The 19,954-nt window shown below is 54.7% G+C and carries 17 protein-coding genes; 6 read left to right on the plus strand and 11 right to left on the minus strand.

Features of this window, described 5'->3' with window-relative positions:
• Positions 1–203 precede the first annotated feature (203 nt).
• The gene (locus tag J1782_RS09655) at positions 204–437 is read right to left on the minus strand and encodes an Arm DNA-binding domain-containing protein (protein ID WP_217153049.1); all 234 of its coding nucleotides are present in this window, start codon (positions 435–437) and stop codon (positions 204–206) included.
• 180 nt (positions 438–617) lie between these two features.
• Here J1782_RS09655 and sbcB point away from each other — a divergent pair, with 180 nt between their 5' ends.
• Positions 618–2,048, plus strand: coding sequence for an exodeoxyribonuclease I (gene sbcB, locus J1782_RS09660; protein WP_217153050.1), 1,431 nt, complete (start codon positions 618–620; stop codon positions 2,046–2,048).
• A gap of 714 nt (positions 2,049–2,762) precedes the next feature.
• Here sbcB and J1782_RS09665 read toward each other — a convergent pair.
• Positions 2,763–4,139, minus strand: coding sequence for an APC family permease (locus J1782_RS09665; protein ID WP_152324105.1), 1,377 nt, complete (start codon positions 4,137–4,139; stop codon positions 2,763–2,765).
• A gap of 480 nt (positions 4,140–4,619) precedes the next feature.
• Positions 4,620–6,044 carry a glutamine synthetase family protein gene (locus tag J1782_RS09670; RefSeq protein WP_217153070.1) on the minus strand — a complete coding sequence of 475 codons (1,425 nt, stop codon included), beginning with the start codon at positions 6,042–6,044 and terminating at the stop codon, positions 4,620–4,622.
• Between the two features lie 348 nt (positions 6,045–6,392).
• On the opposite strand from J1782_RS09670, the gene puuD reads away from it, so the two are divergent.
• The 3 genes from puuD to J1782_RS09685 are packed head-to-tail and all read left to right on the plus strand — an operon-like array spanning position 6,393 to position 9,121.
• Positions 6,393–7,196: a gamma-glutamyl-gamma-aminobutyrate hydrolase gene (puuD, locus tag J1782_RS09675; RefSeq protein ID WP_217153051.1), complete on the plus strand. Its 804-nt coding sequence runs from the start codon at positions 6,393–6,395 to the stop codon at positions 7,194–7,196.
• Positions 7,197–7,200: 4 nt separating this feature from the next.
• A complete protein-coding gene (puuR, locus tag J1782_RS09680; RefSeq protein ID WP_152324107.1) occupies positions 7,201–7,758 on the plus strand; it encodes an HTH-type transcriptional regulator PuuR in 558 nt (185 codons plus the stop codon).
• Positions 7,759–7,807: 49 nt separating this feature from the next.
• A complete protein-coding gene (locus tag J1782_RS09685; RefSeq protein ID WP_165058044.1) occupies positions 7,808–9,121 on the plus strand; it encodes an FAD-binding oxidoreductase in 1,314 nt (437 codons plus the stop codon).
• Positions 9,122–9,160: 39 nt separating this feature from the next.
• Here the strand turns inward: J1782_RS09685 and J1782_RS09690 are convergent, their stop codons facing one another.
• The gene (locus J1782_RS09690; RefSeq protein WP_101075866.1) at positions 9,161–9,355 is read right to left on the minus strand and encodes a hypothetical protein; all 195 of its coding nucleotides are present in this window, start codon (positions 9,353–9,355) and stop codon (positions 9,161–9,163) included.
• Positions 9,356–9,550: 195 nt separating this feature from the next.
• Between J1782_RS09690 and J1782_RS09695 the strand changes: the two genes are divergently transcribed.
• Positions 9,551–11,278, plus strand: a complete 1,728-nt coding sequence (locus tag J1782_RS09695) for a potassium/proton antiporter (RefSeq protein WP_217153052.1) — start codon at positions 9,551–9,553, stop codon at positions 11,276–11,278.
• A gap of 44 nt (positions 11,279–11,322) precedes the next feature.
• On the opposite strand, the gene osmE is transcribed toward J1782_RS09695, so the two are convergent.
• Positions 11,323–11,655: an osmotically-inducible lipoprotein OsmE gene (osmE, locus tag J1782_RS09700; protein ID WP_152324110.1), complete on the minus strand. Its 333-nt coding sequence runs from the start codon at positions 11,653–11,655 to the stop codon at positions 11,323–11,325.
• A 244-nt stretch (positions 11,656–11,899) separates the two neighbouring features.
• Between osmE and J1782_RS09705 the strand changes: the two genes are divergently transcribed.
• Entirely contained in the window at positions 11,900–12,499 is a 600-nt protein-coding gene (locus tag J1782_RS09705) for a cupin (protein WP_152324111.1), read from the plus strand.
• 7 nt (positions 12,500–12,506) lie between these two features.
• Here the strand turns inward: J1782_RS09705 and J1782_RS09710 are convergent, their stop codons facing one another.
• The 6 genes from J1782_RS09710 to J1782_RS09735 all read right to left on the minus strand — a co-directional run bounded on the left by J1782_RS09710 (position 12,507) and on the right by J1782_RS09735 (position 19,902).
• Positions 12,507–14,132: a methyl-accepting chemotaxis protein gene (locus J1782_RS09710; protein WP_217153053.1), complete on the minus strand. Its 1,626-nt coding sequence runs from the start codon at positions 14,130–14,132 to the stop codon at positions 12,507–12,509.
• Between the two features lie 112 nt (positions 14,133–14,244).
• Entirely contained in the window at positions 14,245–14,745 is a 501-nt protein-coding gene (locus J1782_RS09715; RefSeq protein ID WP_152324113.1) for a GNAT family N-acetyltransferase, read from the minus strand.
• Between the two features lie 57 nt (positions 14,746–14,802).
• A complete protein-coding gene (locus J1782_RS09720; protein ID WP_217153054.1) occupies positions 14,803–15,894 on the minus strand; it encodes an ABC transporter ATP-binding protein in 1,092 nt (363 codons plus the stop codon).
• On the minus strand, positions 15,887–17,656 hold the full coding sequence (locus J1782_RS09725; protein WP_101075872.1) for an iron ABC transporter permease: 1,770 nt from the start codon (positions 17,654–17,656) through the stop codon (positions 15,887–15,889). Before J1782_RS09725 ends, J1782_RS09720 begins: the two co-directional genes overlap by 8 nt.
• A 77-nt stretch (positions 17,657–17,733) precedes the next feature.
• On the minus strand, positions 17,734–18,822 hold the full coding sequence (locus tag J1782_RS09730) for an ABC transporter substrate-binding protein (protein ID WP_152324115.1): 1,089 nt from the start codon (positions 18,820–18,822) through the stop codon (positions 17,734–17,736).
• A 189-nt stretch (positions 18,823–19,011) separates the two neighbouring features.
• Entirely contained in the window at positions 19,012–19,902 is an 891-nt protein-coding gene (locus tag J1782_RS09735) for an SDR family oxidoreductase (protein WP_217153055.1), read from the minus strand.
• Between the last annotated feature and the right edge of the window lie 52 nt (positions 19,903–19,954).

A 19,954-nucleotide genomic window follows, 5' to 3' on the forward strand; every position in this document is an offset into this window, starting at 1 on the left:
GTAATAACGTCTATTATATAATTCAAAAAATAAGAAACATTAAAATTAAGATTGTCTCATACTTAATCAACACAACGGGTCCAATAACGAACACCGTTTATTATCATTGAGGACCATGATAATATTCCGCCTAAAGAGAAAATAATTTTTATTGTACTTTATGGGTAATTCTATACACGCCAGTCCCAATAGTAGAATAACATTTAATATAGAAGGCGGAGTTCGCCAACAAGGGCTCTGGCATCTTTCAATCCGATTGCGGGATACTTACCAAGAGATATGCACTGAGCTTTATCCTCCCAGCTATAGCGAAACTGGAAGGCCATAGTGCCGAGAGGTGATATTCTTACACCAAGCCCGTTACCATAAGAAAGCTCTGGGCTCCTTGCGTACGGCTTACCAGCAAGTGAACATAATTTAGTATCGCTGAGAGCCATGATAATATTCTGTACACAGGAAAAAATGAATTTTGAACCCAATGTGTACCATTGATCAACTGGACTCGCTTAGTTTTATTTGGTTTTTATAAGATGGAATAAGACGAATTAAGACAAAGAATGTAGTTAACACGTTGGTTTGAATAGACAAATACATACGAATATAGGCGCGATAAAGCAATGTCAGACAAACCAGTACAACCTACCTTCTACTTTCACGATTACGAGACATTCGGTAAAAATCCGGCGCTGGATCGCCCGGCGCAGTTTGCCGGGGTGAGAACTGACGAAGATTTCAATATCATTGAAGAACCGTTAGTGATTTATTGCCGCCCTTCTGATGATTATCTGCCAGAACCGGAAGCGGTGATGATCACCGGAATTACTCCGCAAATTGCGCTGGAACGTGGCGTGATCGAAGCCGAGTTTACCGCGCAAATCCACAAAGCGTTTAGCGTGCCGGGCACCTGCATTGTGGGCTACAACAACATCCGTTTCGACGACGAAGTCAGCCGTAATATCCTTTATCGCAACTTTTATGACCCGTACGCCTACAGCTGGCAGAACGGCAATTCCCGCTGGGATTTGCTGGATGTGATGCGCGCCTGTTACGCGCTGCGCCCTGAAGGCATCAACTGGCCGGAAAACGACGACGGTTTCCCGAGTTTTCGTCTTGAACATCTGACCAAAGCCAACGGCATTGAACATGAAAATGCCCACGACGCGATGGCCGATGTTTACGCCACGATTGCGATGGCAAAACTGGTGAAACAGGCGCAACCGCGTCTGTTCAGCTTCCTGCTTGAGCACCGCAGCAAGCACAAACTCAATACGCTGATTGATATTCCGGCGATGGCGCCGCTGGTGCATGTCTCCGGCATGTTTGGTGCTGCGCGCGGTAATACCGCGTGGGTCGCGCCGCTGGCCTGGCATCCAGAAAACAAAAACGCCGTGATCATGTGCGATCTGTCAGGCGATATGTCCACGCTGTTAGATCTCGACCCCGACCAGATGCGCGAGCGCTTGTACAGCCGCCGCGACAGTTTGCAGGCCGGGCAATCTCCGCTGCCGATCAAACTGGTTCACATCAATAAATGTCCGGTGCTGGCTCCGGCCAAAACGCTGTTACCGGAAAACGCCGAACGTCTGGGCATTGATCGTCAGCGTTGTCTTGAGAATTTACAGTTACTTCGCCAGAACCCGCAGGTGCGTGAAAAAGTGGTGACGATGTTTGCCGAAGCCGAGCCCTTTACGCCCTCAGAAGATGTGGATGCCCGTTTGTACGATGGCTTCTTCAGCGATGCGGATCGCGCCGCAATGCGAATTATCCTGGAGACACGCCCGGAAAACCTTCCGGCGCTGGATCTGACGTTTAATGATTCGCGCATCGAACCGCTGTTGTTCCGTTTCCGCGCACGCAATTACCCCGCAACGCTGACAGACGCCGAGCAAAAGCGCTGGCTCTTGCATCGTCAGACGAAGCTCACTGACGAGCGTTTCCAGAATTATGCGTTAGAGCTTGAGGCGCTCTATAACTTGCATGAGGGGGATTCGGAGAAGATAGCGCTTCTCAAGGCGCTGTTTGAATATGGGAAACGGTTAGCTTCGTAGAGTACAGAAGCCGCTGCAATGGCGGCTTTTTAAATTTGAACGAGAATATTTCGGTTTCTCAAAATCTGCGATTGCCTGACTTTTCGCGCCGAAACCGAGCAAAGGGGGAAGTGCTTTCCCCCTTTGCATTCCCCCCGCTTTTTCAAACACACACTATCGCTGGGCCGATGGACGTGTTCTGCGAGTTCCGCGTGTGGCGCAAAACCCTGCCGCTGCGCGGTGCCCTCACTCGGTCTTCGAGCCTTTGGTCTCGAAGCCGCTCCGTTCGGCAGGATTTTTTGATCGCGCCATCTCAGCATTTTTGAAAACAAATGTAGATTGAGCACAGTATTAGGTTTTTGAAATGATCCGAGCGGGTGAAGTTGTGACCCAGGAGCCTGTGGCCGCGTTCAAAAATCACGCCGGAGGGAGAGGTGGAAAACCGCGCGGCTTTTTGCGCGGGTTGTAACCCGACCGGAGGGCACCGCGCAGCGGCGGGATTTTGCGGCAATAGCAGAAGCCGCTGAAACATAGCCGGGATGCATGGCACGTGTTTGAAAAAGCGAGGAGAGTGCAGAGAGGAAAAGCATTTTCCTCTCTGCTCGGTTTCGGCGCACCGCGTTAAGTGATCACTGCAATTAAGAAACCGAAATATTCTCAATCAGATTTGAAAAGTCGCCATTGCAGCGGCTTTTCTGCAAAGAAAGTTTCCTGCCCTTTTCAAAGGGCTATAAATCACGCCTCCGGCGCTATCTCCCCGCTCATCTGCGGTGGCTGTTTCCTGAACGCATTGGTGATGAACGCCAGATATCCCAGGCCAATCGCGCCCCAGACTAAGCCCAGCGTCATTGAACTTGCTTCCAGATTCAGCCACAACGCACCCACAGTCAGCGCCCCAATTACCGGCAGGATCAGGTAGTTGACGTGGTCTTTCAGCGTGCGGTTACGCTTCTCACGGATATAGAACTGGGAAATCACCGACAGGTTCACGAAGGTGAAGGCCACCAGCGCACCGAAGTTAATCAGCGCCGTGGCGGTCACCAGATCAAAGGTCACGGCAGACATCGCCACAACACCGACCAGCAGAACGTTGAACGTCGGGGTACGCCATTTCGGATGCACGTAACCGAACACTTTCTCCGGGAATACGCCGTCACGGCCCATCACGTACAGCAGACGGGAAACGCCCGCGTGCGCGGCCATGCCGGATGCCAGAACGGTGACGCAGCTAAAGCACAGGATGACGGACTGGAAGAATTTACCCGCCACGTACAGCATGATTTCAGGTTGTGACGCGTCGGGATCTTTAAAGCGCGAGATGTCCGGGAAGTACAGCTGCAGGAAGTAAGACACCACAACGAAGATGATGCCGCCAATCAGCGCAGTCAGGAAAATCGCTTTCGGGATGACTTTACCCGCGTTCGGTGTTTCTTCAGACAACGAGCTGATGCCGTCGAAGCCCAGGAACGAGAAGCACAGAATTGTCGCACCGGTGATCATCGGCACCACGTGCGCATTCTCACTGAAGAATGGCTTGGTAGTCGCCAGCGTGCCCATGCCCTCGCCCATGTAAACGCCACGGACCAGCAGCCCCAGGAACACCACCATGATTGCCACCTGTACCACAACGATGATGCTGTTGAGGTTAGCCACCACTTTGATTCCACGCAGGTTGAACGCGGTCATCATCGCGACCAGTGCAGTCACGAAAATCCACGACGGCACGCCCGGGAAGATGGCTTCCAGGTAAATTTTCGCCAGCAGGATGTTGATCATCGGCATGAACAGGTAGTCCAGCAATGATGACCAGCCGACCATAAAGCCGACGTGCGGGCTGATGGCTTTTTGCGCGTAAGTGTAAGCAGAACCGGCAGACGGGAAACGCTGCACCAGTTTGCCGTAGCTCACGGCGGTAAATAGCACGGCGATCAGCGCAAAGATGTACGCCGTCGCGACGTGACCATCGGTCAGGCCGGACACAATGCCGAACGTATCGAAAATGGTCATCGGTTGCAGATAGGCCAGACCCATCATCACAACCTGAACCAGCGTCAGGGTTTTACGCAGTTGTACGCGCTGAGTCGCCGGAGCGGCAGAAGTATTAGCAGACATGGCTCAGTCCTCCCTGAATTGCAGACACCGGGCGTTTAAACGCCTCTGAAAGCAACGTACAGGGAAAACTTCGTGAGTTATTACCAGTAAACGGGGGGTAGATCTTCACATCGCTGATGACGGAGGTGAAGGCTGTGCGAATGTGGCCGCAGCTGAAAGAAGCACCGGCGGGCACCGGTACAGGTTTGAAGTATTGCCCCATGTTACATTTCCTCATAGTGGCGACCGTTGTTAATTTGGGGTCGCACACGAACCTTGTTATCTATCCGGATCTGGGTCCGGCCTCTGTTGAATTAGTTTGGGTACTGCACATACAAAAAAAATAACCGGCGCCTTTAAGCGTCGGTTATCTGCAGTGCTGCGTATTTTGCACAAATCACGCATAAATGACAACATTCAGAGGCGGTGAGTTACAAAATCTTTTCCGATTTTAAACATCTTGCCCGGCCAGCGCCGGTGCAACGCCAGAGATGATGAGGATCAGGCGTTTTTAAGCATCCAGTCGATCTCTGTTTCTGTCACGCGCCGTTCGAACTGCAACAGTTCGTCAGATTTACAGGCGTGATAGACCTGCGAGAAACGTTCGCCGAGGATTTTCTTCAGCGCTGGCTGATCATCAAAATCATACAACGCGTCGCTCTGGCGGATTGGCAGCGGGATCCCTTCCTGCTCCAGACCGTTTCCCGTTACCGGTTCGGGCAGCGGCAAATCGTTATCCAGCCCGTAAAGCATCCCGGCCAGCACGGTGGCGACCACCAAATACGGGTTAGCATCGGCACCGGCCACGCGGTATTCCACACGGTGATCGGCGGTTCCGCTGCACGGCACGCGCAGTGCGACGGTGCGGTTATTGTGTCCCCACGACGCCTGCGTCGGAACATACATGCCCGGCTGGAAGCGGCGGAAGGCATTCACGTTGGGCGCTAAAACGGCCATCGACGCGGGCATCAGGGCAATCATCCCGGCGAGCGAACGTTGCATCAGCGCGGAATCTTTACCGTTCGCGTCGGCGAACAGATTTTTGCCGTTGTCATCGAGCACGCTGAGATGGATGTGCATCCCGCTGCCCGCATATTCGTCATACGGTTTCGCCATAAAAGTGGCGTCCATTTCATGATTTTCCGCCACCAGCCGCACCAGACGTTTAAGCATCAGGGCATGGTCACAGGCGCGCAGAATATTTTCGCTGTGGTGCAGATTGATTTCGAATTGTCCCGGAGAGGACTCCGCCACCGCGCCATCCGCCGGTAAACCCTGGATGTGCGCCAGACGGTCAATATCACTGAGCACACCGGCAAAGTGATCAAGATTATCGACGGAATAAACCTGCGTATGCAGGCTACGTTCCTGCGTGCCGGGCGTACACGGCGGCTGAATATAGCCTTCCGCGTCCCGCTGCCTGTCGAGCAGATAGAACTCCAGCTCTACCGCTACCACCGGGAATAAGCCCCGCTGGCGCAATGTTTGCCAGATATGGTTCAGCACATTGCGTGGTTCAACGTTAAAGGGAGTGCCATCTTCGTCAAGCATGGTGAGAAGCAGCTGGCCGATGTGTTCGGGGTCAGAAGCCGAAGGCGTTAACGTGCCGGGAACGGGAATACAGGTGCGGTCGGGTTCGCCCAGTTCCTGGCCTAAACCGGCGTCTTCCACAACATTACCGAGAATGTCCATGGCGAAGACCGATGCCGGGAAATAGCAGCCTTTTTCGAGTTTGCGCAGGGCGGAGACAGGAATGCGTTTGCCGCGGAAGGAACCATTGAGATCGGTGAGCAGGACGTCGACGTGCAGGGTAAGCGGGTGACGCTCCAGGTATTGAGATACTTCATCCTGGAACGCGCTACTTCGCTCTTCCACCGGCTTAGCAAAGGGCTCATTCTCGCTAATCTCTTTCTTAATATCGTTCATCAGTTCAGTCGTTTGCATAGGTTTTCCGCCATTTGCTGGTTTCCGGCGTCAATGGCACCACCATGATGCCTGCCGGTTATGCGTTACCGTTTCATTGTGCTGTTCAACGCAGTCTTCTCATTAGTCAGGATCCTCACGGGGTGCTCAAAATATAGGCCATATGATTAACCCTAGCTGTAACATTAATTATTTGCAACACCTACAATCACGCAACATATCAGTTTGAAAAGCCATCTGTGCGCTGCTAAATTGTTCAACAGGAGTTCATTATTATTGACAGATAACGACCCTTTGCGTGCGGGGAGGCACGCGCTGGCGACACATTCATCAACTCAAAGAGGCGGTATTATGGGCAATATATTTTCCACGGCATCCGCAGGAAAACAGACAAGCTACAGACCGGTCATTGGGGTTGTGATGTGCGAAAACACGGTGGATGAAAACCCGGCGCTCACCGTCCACGAGAAGTATCTGGACGCTATTTTTAACGCCGACGCCCTGCCCGTTTGCCTGCCACACGAACTGGCGGCACGCGACGGGGCGATAGACCAGATCCTGCGCGGTCTGGACGGCATTTTCCTCACCGGCAGCCCGAGCAATATTGAGCCGCATCAGTACGGTGAAGAAGGTGTTGAAGCGCTGGCCGATCCGGGCCGCGACCGTCTGAGTTTGCAGCTAATTCGCGCCACGCTGGATAAAAAAATTCCGCTGTTTGCCGCGTGCCGTGGTTTGCAGGAGCTGGTGGTCGCGACCGGCGGCAGTTTGTACCGCAAGGTGCAGGAAGAACCCGGCTTTATGGACCACCGCGAAGACACGTCATTGCCGCATGACGCGCAGTACGATCCCGCGCATCCGGTATTTATCGAACCGGGCGGCTTACTTTCAGAATTATTACCCGACTATCAGCAATTTCAGGTGAATTCCCTGCACGGTCAGGGAGCGAAACGTCTGGGCGCAGAACTGGCTGTCGAAGCCCGTGCGCCGGACAATCTGGTGGAAGCCGTGAGTGTCCGCGGTCACCCGTTTGCGTTGGGTGTGCAGTGGCATCCGGAATGGCACAGCCTGACGGATCCCGTTTCCCGTCAGCTGTTTAACGCTTTTATCGCGGCGTGTCGCAAAGGCCATCAGGCCCGGAGCGCACAAGAGGAATAAAGGGATGAGCGAAGTCAGTCTGGCGCCTGGTCGCCGGCTTTCTGAAATTCGTCAGCAACTGGGCATGTCACAACGTAAAGCCGCCGAGTTGTCTGGCCTGACGCACAGCGCCATCAGTACCATCGAACAGGACAAAGTCAGCCCCGCCGTCAGTACGTTGCAAAAGTTATTGCGGGTTTACGGGCTGTCGTTATCGGAGTTTTTCGCCGAAGAACGCAAAAGTGACGAACCGAGAATCGTCATTAATGCGGCAGATTTGATTGAGATCGGCAGCCGGGGTGTTTCCATGCGAATGGTGCATAACGGCACGCCAAACCACGCGGTCGCCATGCTGCTTGAAACCTATCAACCCGGCAGCACAACGGGCGACAAAATTAAACATCAGGGAGAGGAAGTCGGCACCCTGCTCGAAGGAGAAATCATCTTAACCATCAACGGTCAGAGCTACCCGCTGCGCGCGGGCCAAAGCTATGCCATTAACACCGCGAACCCACACAGTTTCAGTAATAATTCGACGCGGATTTGCAGGATAGTCAGCGCACATACCCCTAATACCTTCTAGTTGTCAGCGTTCTGGGCCTGACGACGGGAACCCAAAGAAGGATGTCATCATGAGTGCTCAAACAGGAAGTCCCCGCGCTGCCGGTGCGCCTCACACCGACAGCTATTACGCCAGTTCTGTCAACGCTCACGCGCCGTGGCCTGAGCTTAATGACAATATTGAGTGCGACGTTTGTATTGTCGGTGCCGGTTATACCGGCATCTCTTCAGCGTTATATCTGTGCGAAGCCGGTTACGACGTGGTGGTGCTGGAAGCCGCGCGCGTCGGCTGGGGCGCCAGCGGGCGCAACGGCGGTCAGGTGGTCAATTCTTACAGCCGCGATATCGATGTGATTGAAGACCGCTATGGCCGCCAGACCGCCGACATGCTCGGCAGCATGATGTTTGAAGGCGCCAATATCATCCGCCAGCGCATTGATCAGTACGCGATTGACTGCGATTACCGCCCCGGCTGTATTTTTGCGGCGCTGAGCACAAGACAGCTCAATAAATTGCGTGACCAGCAAAAACTCTGGAACCGCTACGGCCATACCGAACTGACGCTGCTCGATGAGAGCGCGGTTCGCCGCGAAATCGCCACCGACCGTTATGTCGGGGGGCTGCTGGATAAAAATGGCGGGCATATTCATCCGCTCAATCTGGTGCTGGGCGAGGCCGAAGCGATACGCCGTCACGGCGGACGCATTTTTGAAGGCTCGGCGGTCACGCGCATCGAGCACGGCGAACCGGCCATCGCGCATACGGCGAAAGGCACGGTTAAAGCGAAATATGTGATTCTGGCGGGCAATGCGTACCTGAGCCAGCAACTTGCACCGCGCCTGACGCGCCTGAGCATGCCGTGCGGTTCGCAGATTGTTGCCACTGAACCGTTGTCCGATGATATGGCGCTGTCGCTGCTGCCGAATAATTATTGCGTGGAAGACTGTAACTATCTGCTCGACTATTTCCGTCTTACTGCCGATAACCGCATGCTGTACGGCGGGGGCGTGACTTACGGCGGTAAGAATCCGCCGAACATTGATTCGGTGATCCTGCCAAAGCTCAACCGCACGTTCCCGCAGCTTAAAGGTGTGAAGATTGATTACCGCTGGGGCGGCAATTTCCTGCTCACACTCTCCCGCCTGCCGCAGTTCGGGCGGCTGGAAAAGAATATCTACTATATGCAGGGCGACAGCGGCCACGGCGTGACGCTCACGCATCTGGCCGGAAAGCTGATTACCGAAGTGCTGCGCGGCGATGCGGAACGTTTCGACGCATTTGCCCGCCTGCCGCACATGCCGTTCTTCGGTGGCCGCAACCTCCAGGTGCCGTTTACCATGCTCGGCGCTGCTTATTATTCACTGCGCGACCGGCTTGGGGTTTAACCGGCTACAGCCCCTTCCCCGCAGGTGCCCTGCGGGGGCTTACCCTTTTCCGGCGACCGGAAATTCGTTGTCCGTACTGACTTCGGGCAACTCATTCAGATCGGGCAGGATCCCTTGCGAAATGTAATCTTTTGCTGCGATCGCCTGTTCAGTACCGCCAGCATCGCGGATAACCACATGTTTTATCGCACCGTCTTTCAGCACCTCACGGCGTACACCGGTATATTCACTCATGTTTAGTTCCTTTTGTGTTCACTACTCATGGACATTGCTCATCTTTAAGCATAGTTTTTTATTCTTAAGTGCAACTAATAAAAATCCTAAATGACCTCAGCAAGACGCTCATTTTCCTGATAAATTAGACCTGTTGTCATTGATGACTCAACCGCACTTCCCCCGCGCCCTTAAAGCTTTACAAGGAGATCTCTCTTGGACGCCAGCACGATTAATACCCTTTTCTTTATTGGCGCCCTGTTAGTTGCAGCGAGCATTTTGCTCAGTTCGTTCTCTTCGAAGCTCGGTATCCCTATTTTGGTCATTTTCCTGGCGATCGGCATGCTGGCCGGCGTCGACGGGATCGGTGGCATTGCCTTTGATAATTATCCGGCCGCGTATCTGGTCAGTAACCTGGCGCTGGCGGTGATTTTGCTCGATGGCGGAATGCGCACCCGCTCCTCCTCCTTTCGCGTCGCCCTCTGGCCCGCGCTATCGCTGGCAACAGTCGGTGTGCTGATTACCGCCGGGCTGACCGGGCTGGCGGCCGCCTGGCTGTTCCACATCAATCTGATGCAGGGTTTACTGATTGGCGCGATTATCGGCTCCACCGATGCGGCGGCGGTGTTTTCGCTGATCGGCGGAAAAGGCCTGAACGAACGCGTCAGCGCCACCTTAGAAATTGAATCCGGCAGCAATGACCCGATGGCTGTCTTCCTGACCATCACGCTTATCGACATGATTTCCAAAGGTGAACACGGGCTGAGCCTGATGTTTGTCGTGGACGTCGTGCGCCAGTTTGGCCTCGGCATTGTGTTTGGCGTTGGCGGCGGCTGGCTGCTGCATAAACTCATCAACAAGATTACGCTGGCGGCCGGGCTCTATCCGTTGCTGGCGTTCAGCGGCGGCTTGCTGGTTTATGCGGCCACCATGGCGCTTGAAGGCAGCGGCATTCTGGCGGTCTATCTGTGCGGCCTGATGCTGGGCAATATGCCGGTCCGCAACCGTCACGGCATTTTGCAGACCTTCGACGGGCTGGCGTGGCTGAGCCAGATCGGGATGTTCCTGGTACTTGGCCTGTTGCTGACGCCGAGCGACTTGCTGCCTATCGCCCTCGCAGCGCTGGCGCTTTCCCTGTGGATGATCCTGCTGGCCCGCCCGCTGTCGGTGTTTGTCAGCCTGATCCCGTTCAAAAACTTCACCCTGCGCGAGCGTTTCTTTATCTCCTGGGTCGGCCTGCGCGGCGCGGTGCCGATCATTCTGGCGGTTTTCCCGATGATGGCTGGCCTGCCGAACGCCACGCTGTATTTCAATGTCGCGTTCTTTATCGTGCTGGTATCGCTGTTGCTTCAGGGCACATCTCTGGGCTTTGCGGCCAAAAAAGCCAAAGTGCTGGTGCCACCGCAGCCGACGCCGATTTCCCGCGTCGGGCTGGATATCGACGTTTATAACGACTGGGAACAGTTTGTGTATCAGCTCGGCTCCGACAAATGGTGCGTCGGCGCGGCTCTGCGTGACCTGCAAATGCCGCAGGCGACGCGGATTGCGGCGCTGTTCCGCGGTAAGGAAATGTTGCATCCGACCGGCAGCACGCGGCTCAAGGAAGGCGATATTCTGTGCGTCATCGGTCAGGAAAAGGATTTGCCGGAACTGGGTAAATTGTTCAGCGACAGCAATAAAGTCGTGCTCGACGATCGTTTCTTCGGGGATTTCATTTTGCAGGCCGATGCGCCGCTGGATGCAATTTCACAACTGTATGGCCTGAACCTGGAAGATTCCGTTGACCAGTCACAAACGCTGGGACACTTTGTTATCCGCCTGCTGGGTGGCGAACCGGTCATCGGTGACCATATTGAATGGGACGGGCTGACGTGGACGATTGCAGAAATGGACGGGAATCAGGTGAGTAAAGTCGGTGTGAGGATTGTGACAGAGAAAGCCTGAGAATGAGGCTTCTCCCCCTTAGCCGGAGGAGAAGCCAGACCGTATTACTGACCCGCCTGCGGATCTTTGTCGTAGTCTGAACAAGACTGATAGCCTTTATTCATGACATGACCGGTATCGTTGAAGCTGACGAAGTAAGTCTGCGCTTTACCATCACGCGGGGCGACAGCGTAAGTCTGACAAGTCCCTTTCGCGTGCACCAACGTCGCTTCCGTTGACGGTGGCCCTGCAATAGCACGAACCTGAGATTTGGTCATGCCGACTTTAACGTCGCTGACGACAGGTTCTTTCACGTAACTCGCTGCACGATCGTAAGTCTGACACCCTGCCAGTACAGAAACTGCTGTAGCAACCATAATTAACATTTTCTTATTCATAACATCTCCTCCTGAGGTCTTTTTTGTATTGTTAAGACTAGAAGAGATGGCCGATATAGCCAGCCAATATGACTTATATTTGTTGATTGCTACAGTTTTTAAGTTTTTTCTGATAACTGTAGTGGCGAATTTAACCGTTTTCCGGCGGGCAAAAAAATGGCGCGGAAAAAGAGGCCAGCCCGCCATTTATGATCTATACATGAATGATGTAAGTCTTTGATTGCGCGACAAGGAGCTATTCCTGATGCATTTGGACCGACGCCGGTTTGTGACTTTGCTGGGTTTGATGGCCCTGTTGCCGATCCCCCGTTTAGGCTTTGCGGATCCCAGAGAGGTTGCGATGGACACATTGCTGATTGATAAACCCGATGGCGGCGTACCCAATAATTCCTTACCGGTGCTGATTTATCATCGCGTGATCCCACCCGATGCCGTCGATAACGCCGATTATCTTGAACACCTTTTCCGCTCCAACGGCTGGCCGCCGCAGTGGCGTTATCCGGTTTATACATTCACGCATTTCCACTCAAATACGCATGAAGCGCTGGGCGTTTTTTCCGGCACGGCCAAGCTGCAACTCGGCGGCGAACACGGCAAGATTATTGACGTGAAAGTCGGCGACGTCCTGTTACTTCCCGCCGGTATCGGCCATAAACAGATTTCCGCCGACGAGGATTTTATGCTGGTCGGCGCTTATCCACCGGACATTAAAGCCGATTTATGTCATGACGAACTGCCGCTGCTGGCCGCACGCACTAAGGCGGTCAAAGCCGTGCCGCTGCCGGCGACCGATCCGGTCACCGGGCACAGCGAAGGCAGCATGCTGGTCTGGCATAAAAGCTAATCTTTACTTACGCCGCTGCCAGCCCGAAACGCGCCACCGCCCTTTCCAGCCGCTGTGACTGGTCGAGTAATTGCTGGGAAGATGCCGCCGCGTGATCGGCCAGTTTGCCGTTTTGCAGCGTCACATGGTTGAGCGCGGTGATCCGTTCGGAGACATCGTGAACACTTTGCCCCTGATACAACGTCGCTTCTGAAATTTCATTCACCAGCGCGCTCAGGCCGTTGAAGATGTTGATAATCTCCTCCAGGCTCTGGCTCAGAACGCTGACAGACGCCGATCCGCGTCCGATTTGCTCTACGGAATCGTCAATCAGCTGATGAATGCCGCGTGTGGAATGGCTGCTTTTTTGCGCCAGCAGGCCGATTTCTTTTGCCACCACCGCAAAGCCGCGCCCGTGCTGCCCGGCATGCGCTGCTTCGATGGCCGCATTCAGCGCAAGAATGTTGGTCTGGAACGCCACGCTGTCGATCATCGACACGATGCTACTCATTTCCTTCGACTGGCTGACAATCTCTTTCATCGCCGTGTCCACCTGCCCCATGACTTCGCCGCCGCGCGTCGCCACGCCTTTTGCCTGTTCGGCGCGTTTACTGGCCTGCTGCGCGTGCAGGGCATTTTCTTTGACCCGCTCATTCAGATGGGTGATGTGTTCGGTCGCCGCTTTCAGTTCTTCGCTCTGAATGGCCGCCTGCGCGGAAAGTTCTTCATTACCTTTCGCCATCTGGTTGATGTTAAGCATGATGTGCGAGGACGCATCGCGCACTTCACTGACCAGCTTTTGCAGGCCGCGCTGCATGTTGCGCAGGCTTACGCCCAGTTCGCGCATTTCAATCACACGCGAATGATCGTCTTCGACGTCGCGGGATAAATCCCCGGCGGCCAGCACGCTGATATGCCCGATCATCCGTTGCAGCGGGCGGATTATCCAGGCCGTGACGCCGCGCCAGACCAGAACGGCGATCACCGCCAGAATGACCAGCGCGCCCATAAATAAGGTTTTTGCCTGCGTCAGCGAGCTGAGCAAACGGTCGCTGAGCGACACCGCCGTGTGTTCATTGACCTCCAGATAGGCGTAATACTTCTGGCTGAAATCATCCTGAAATGCCTGAATCGGCACTTCAAAGAAGGAATCAATGGTGTTGTTTTTTTGCAGACCGTCCGACTGTTCGCGCAGCCCGTCAAAGAACATCTGGTAGCTGGCTTTAAGCTCGGCGGTGGCTTTGTCGGCGTTCTTCGTCATGCCGTCGAAACGGGCAAACGCTTTTTGCGAGGCGGTCAGGGAATCCAGCGACTCCTGCATCAGGCTGTGCCAGCTGCCGTCAGAACCGGTTTCTTTATCCTGCATGTAATAAATGCCTGCGCGGTTGAGTTTGTCACTGGCCATCAGCAGCTCCATGCGGGCTTTATCCATCACCGCCTGTTGCTGACGCAGGTTTTCGGTCGCAATAACGTTATTGCGCGCGTCCTGAAGAATATTAGTGAGCACAACGGTGGAGAAAATCTGTAAAGCAGAAAACAGGGCGATAACGCAAATTACCCCGAAAAGTATTCCCCGCGGACGCTTTGTGAAAACAGATCGAAATAATCTGTTGAAAGGTATTTTACCAATACGTGAATGAGAAGTTAATATCATGATTATTCTGCATTATTTGGATAAGAAGCAGAATTTTACGCGCAAGAAATGACAGAAATATTTCAGGAAACCGCAGGACGCGGTTCCCCTGAATGGAAGAGCATGAATAGCTTCAGCGGAGCGAACGCTGCATCACGGTGACCTGTTCATTATCGACTTCGCGGTTTTCCACTTCCTGCCAGCCAAGACGCCCGTACAGCCCCTGCTGATCCGGCGTGTACAGCCAGAGCGTTTCCAGCCCGGCATCGCGCGAGCGGCTGATACAGGCTTTAACCAGCGCCGTACCAATCCCTTTTCCGCGCAGATGACGCGGCGTAAACACTTCGCCCAGCCAGTATTTGCGTTCCGCGACATCGCTGAGTTCGTAACGCATCACGCCCGCCGTGCCCACAACCTGCTCATTTTCATCAAGCGCAATCAGCACACACTGGCGTCCGCGACTGTTCATCCGCTGTATAAGCCGCTGGCGGATATACTCTTTCTGGGCCCAGTGAGGAAAGTCAGACCATTCGCCGTGAAGGTATTCGGTCACGACGTCCAGATACTGAGGAACGTCGGCCAGGCTGACAATTTTTAAGGTGCTGTTAGCGGTGGAAGATGAAATCTGAGTCATGGAAAAACCGTTTTAAACAAACAAGGGGAACCAATCTGTCGATTCCCCTTGTTTGTGTCAAGCGCCCTGAGTGCTTCCCTGTTGTTTAGGGAAGATCCACACATGTTGCTCCGGCAAAGACAGATGACAATGCTGCGGATCGCGCACATCAGCGCCGTACGCACGGATCACAAAATCATCGCCGGACGTGCGGAACAGATACTCCCAGCGGTCGCCGAGGTACATGCTGGTGAGCAGCGGTAATTCCAGCTGATTATCGCCCGGCCCCTCCGCCAGCACCACGCGCTCAACGCGGATCACCGCCGTGCCTTCCTGACCGGCTTGCACGCCGTCGCCCGCCTGCCCCCACAGCGTCCAGCCGCTGCCTTCGATCCGCGCTTTGCCGTCGCGGACTTCAGTGATTTTCCCGTGCAGGCGGTTATTGCTGCCCATAAATTCCGCGGTAAACAAGGTTTTTGGCGAACCGTACATTTCCTGCGGCGTGCCCTGTTGCTCAATTTTGCCGTTATTGAGCAGCAGAATGCGGTCGGAAATTGCCATCGCTTCGTTCTGATCGTGCGTGACCATCAGCGCCGACAGCCCCAGCTTGATGATCAGCTCACGCAGGAACACGCGGGCTTCTTCGCGAAGTTTGGCATCCAGGTTGGAGAGCGGCTCATCGAGCAAAATCACCGGCGGGTTGTAGACCAGCGCCCGGCCAATCGCCACGCGTTGCTGCTGTCCGCCGGAAAGCTGATGCGGATGGCGTTTGCCCAGATGCCCCAGCCCGAGCTGATTCAGCACATCCTGCACACGCTGAGTGATTTCTTCGGCAGAAACTTTGCGCAGTTTCAGCGGATATGCCACGTTCTCAAATACGGTTTTGTGCGGCCACAACGCGTAAGACTGGAACACCAGCCCGAGATTACGTTCTTCTGCCGGAACTTCGCTGCGCGGTGTGCCGTCGTAAACCTTGTTTTTGCCAATGACGATAGTGCCTTTGACCGGTTTTTCCAGCCCGGCAACGGCGCGCAATAACGTGGTTTTGCCACTGCCGGAAGGCCCGAGCAACGACACCACTTCCCCGCGCTTGAGATCCATCGACACGCCTTTGAGCACCGGGTTGTCGCCGTAGGTTAAGTGCAGATTCTCGACCGATAATTCAATCATGTAATTTGACTCCAAAACGAAGGGCAATACCCAGACCTAACACCACCAGCAGGATGTTAATAAAGGAGAGCGCGGCAACGATGTCTATCGCACCCGCCGCCCACAGGGAAACCAGCATTGAGCCGATGGTTTCTGTACCCGGCGATAAGAGGTACACACCGGTGGAATATTCGCGCTCGAAAATCAGGAACATCAGCAACCACGAGCCAATCAGGCCGTAGCGCGACAACGGGATAGTGACGTGGCGGGTAATCTGCCCGCGCGTTGCGCCGGTGCTGCGCGCCGCTTCTTCCAGTTCAGGGCCGACCTGCAACAGCGTGGAGGAGATCAGCCGCAGACCGTACGCCATCCACACCACGGTGTAGGCCAGCCAGACGCTGAAAATGGTACTGCGCAGGGAACGCAGCCAGACCACCAGGTTGTCGCGCAGCCATTGCGACCACGGCATCCCGGAAAGCCAGCCGGATTTGAGCGCGTTATCCAACCACATCGGCAGGAACAGAAATACCCACAAAAAAGCCAGACCGGCCAGCAAGCCCGGCACCGCACGCGGTACCAGTACGCTGTAATCGAGGAAACGCGTGACGCCGTCCGGTTTGCGGTGCATCGCAATGCCGATAAACAGATAACAGGCCACCGCCAGCGCACCACCGATGACACCAATTGCCATCGAGTTGACGATCGCGCGCAGCAGGTTCGGCTGTTCCCAGATCGTGCGGAAGGTGTTGAACGACAGCTCATCCCACAGGGAAACACCGACGCCCCAGTTAGAAATAAACGCGCGAAGCATCACGCCGAGCAGCGGCACACCAATAGTGACGGTCAGCCAGAACGCCACCACCGCACCGGCCACCCAGCGCCATTTCCCGAGCGGCAACGCCCGCGCCTGAGAGGCTTTGCCTTTGACGGTCACGAAGCGGTTCGCCGTTCGCATCAGGCGGCGCTGCAACATCACCAGCGGAATGGTGATACAAATCAGCACCACCGCGACGGCGGCCATCAGATGATAAGACGGCGTCCCGAGTTTGTTGGTCAGCTGATACAGGTAAGTTGCCAGCACCATGTTGCCTTCCGGGTCGCCGAGAACCAGCATCAGCCCAAAGACTTCCAGCCCGAGGAAAAACAGCAATACGGTGGCGTATAAAATGGAAGGACGCACCATCGGCAGACTGACGGCGGTCATGACCTGAAGCGGCGAGGCACCGGCGGTTCGCGCGGCTTCTTCCACATCCGAACCCACGCTGCGCAGCGCCGAGGAGATGTACAGATAAGCGTGCGGAACGTGCGTCAGCCCGGCAATCACCACGATGCTCGACATGTCGTAGATGTTCCACGGCACAAACCCGATCAGCGACTGCGCCCACAGCGAGAAGAACCCGACCGGCCCGGCGGCGACGACGTAACCGAAACCTAATACCATCGGCGAGACGAAAATCGGCACCAGGATCAGCGGTTCAATCACGCGGCGGCCCGGCAAATCGGTGCGCACCATCAGGAACGCCAGAATACCGCCGAGCGGAATGGCGATCACCACCAGCCCGAAGGCCAGAATAAAGCCGCTTCTCAGCGCCTTATAAAAATCCGGATCGGTGAAAATGAATCCGAAAGACTCGAGGCTCCACTCTTTTGACGGGGAAAAGAACGGAGCGGAGAGAAAACTTTGTATCACGATGAACGACAACGGAATGTAGATAACCAGCGCGGTTATCAGCACCACAATGCCACGCGGCAAGCTTTGCCACTTTCTGCGCAATGCATTCATGTTACTTCCCTTCGGTTAGGAACCCTGAACAGCGAAATCAGGTAAGAGAACAGGAGGCGCGGACGCCTCCGTGAGTCTTATTTTTGTGCTGCGGCGCGCCACTCTTTGATGTAATCCAGACGCTTTTTCTGTTGCAGGTATTCGAGCAGGGTTTCATCGACCGGGATTGGCTTGAGCGCATTGCCTAGCAGTTTGGTCAGGCCGTCGATGTCGTTTTTACCTTCGATATCGTTGCGGATTGACGGAATGTCGGCCTGATTTGCCAGAATGGTTTGCCCTTTTTCAGACAACACGTAGTCCAGCCACAGTTTGGCGGCGTTGTCATTTTTGGCCTGCTGGCTGATGAAGGAAACGCGCGAAAGCACCAGGGTGTAATCCTTCGGATAGGAAATGCCGAGCGACGGATCGGTTTTGGCGCGGGCTTCGGCGTAGGAACCGAGAATGTTAAAACCAATCAGGTTTTCACCGGAAGACACCCTTTCCATCATGGTGCCGGTGGAAGACTGCACTGCTAAACCGCCTTTGGCGACGTCAGCCAGCGTTTTGAAATAGTTCGGATCGGCTTTGAAATCCTGCACGGAAAGCATGAAGCCAAGACCGGATTTCTCGATATCGTAAGTGGTGACCTTTTTGTTGAACTTCTCGGTCTGGCTGGCGATGAGTTTTGCCAGCGCGGCGTGGGAATCCGGTACATCACCGGCCGGGATCAGGCGTTTGTTATAAATAAACACCACCGGTTCATAGGTCGTGCCGTAGGCTTTGTCTTTCCACACCGCCCATTTCGGCAACTGGCCTTGTTCAGGCGATTTGTATTCCTGCGCGTAATCAGTCGCCAGCTTCAGCGCGGTGTCCATGGAAGAGCTCCAGACCACGTCGCCGCTGGTGCCGCCCGCCGCCTGTTCGCTGATATAACGGTTGTACAGCTCGGTGCTGTTCATGTCGTTATATTCCACTTTAATGCCCGGATAAGTGGCCTCAAAACCCTGGATCAGCGGGCCGGCAGCTTTGGTGTCGGTGGTGGAATACACCACCACTTTGCCTTCTTTGGTCGCGGCATCGACGACTTTTTGGTAATCCGCAGGATAGCCCTGCGGCAGGGCAGACATTGCGGAGGAAGACATCAGTACAGAAGCAGCAATCAGAGACAGACGTAATTTTTTAGACATTATTGTTAACCTCTAGTTACATTTGAGAAACTAAAAATCAACATAACGCATAACGTCAGACAGGCAATGAGGGATTGTTTTTATCTTCCCGATTTGTGAGTCGGGGCGTTTTTTAGGCAATTAACACCATAAAAACCACGGCGAGACGTTAAAATCAGGCTGCAAACGCAGCCTGATTTGCGCGAGGAATTAATCAAAGTATCCGGCGGTATCGATATCCTTCAGCAAGCCCTGATGCTCGGGTTTCCAGCCTAAAACCCTGCGGGTCAGTTCGCTGGACGTCGGATTACTCAGCCCCGCGAAGTGGGTAAACCAGCCAAAATGCGCCGCGGCGGCTTCTGCCGTTTTGCTTTCAACCGGAATATTCAGGTGTCTGCCGATCATTTCTGCAATCTCGCGGAACGGCACGCCTTCCTCGGCATTCGCATGATAAACCGCATTATGCGCGCCCTTTTCCAGCGCCAGCCGGAACACTTTCGCCGCGTCCAGCCGGTGAACCGCAGGCCAGACATTTTTGCCTTCGCCAATGTACACCGATACGCCTTTTTCCCGCGCCATCGCAATGATCATCGGCACAAAACCGTGGTCACCCGCGCCATGCACGGACGGCGGCAGGCGCACCAGCGAAACCCGCACGCCCTGTTCTGCCAGCGCGGCGACGGCCAGATCGGACGCCACGCGCGGATTTCCGCCCTGCGGATCCGGCAAATCCTTTTCCGTCACCCGCTGGCCGTTATTCACCAGCGCCGTGCCGGACGTCACGATCAGCGGTTTTTCCGTTCCCGCCAGCGCCTCTCCCAGCGCGCCTATTGCCAGCCGGTCTTTTTCGCAGTTCTCAATAAATTTAGAAAAATCATGAATGAACGCAGTGTGGATCACGCCGTCGGACTGCGCCGCGCCTGCTTTCAGGCTTTGCAGATCTTCAATACTGCCGCGAATCACACCGGCTCCGGCCCCTTTCAGCGCCTGCGCTGACGCGTCCGAACGGGCCAGCCCGATCACCTGATGGCCCGCGCGCAGCAATTCCTCCACGACCACAGAACCGACAAAACCTGTTGCTCCTGTTACAAATACACGCATGGCAATTTCCTCTGTGTTCTCTGAAAAAATGAAAGACTACGCCATGAAATAT

Origin of the sequence: Rahnella sp. BCC 1045 (assembly GCF_019049615.1) — a bacterium.
GTDB classification, from domain to species: domain Bacteria; phylum Pseudomonadota; class Gammaproteobacteria; order Enterobacterales; family Enterobacteriaceae; genus Rahnella; species Rahnella contaminans.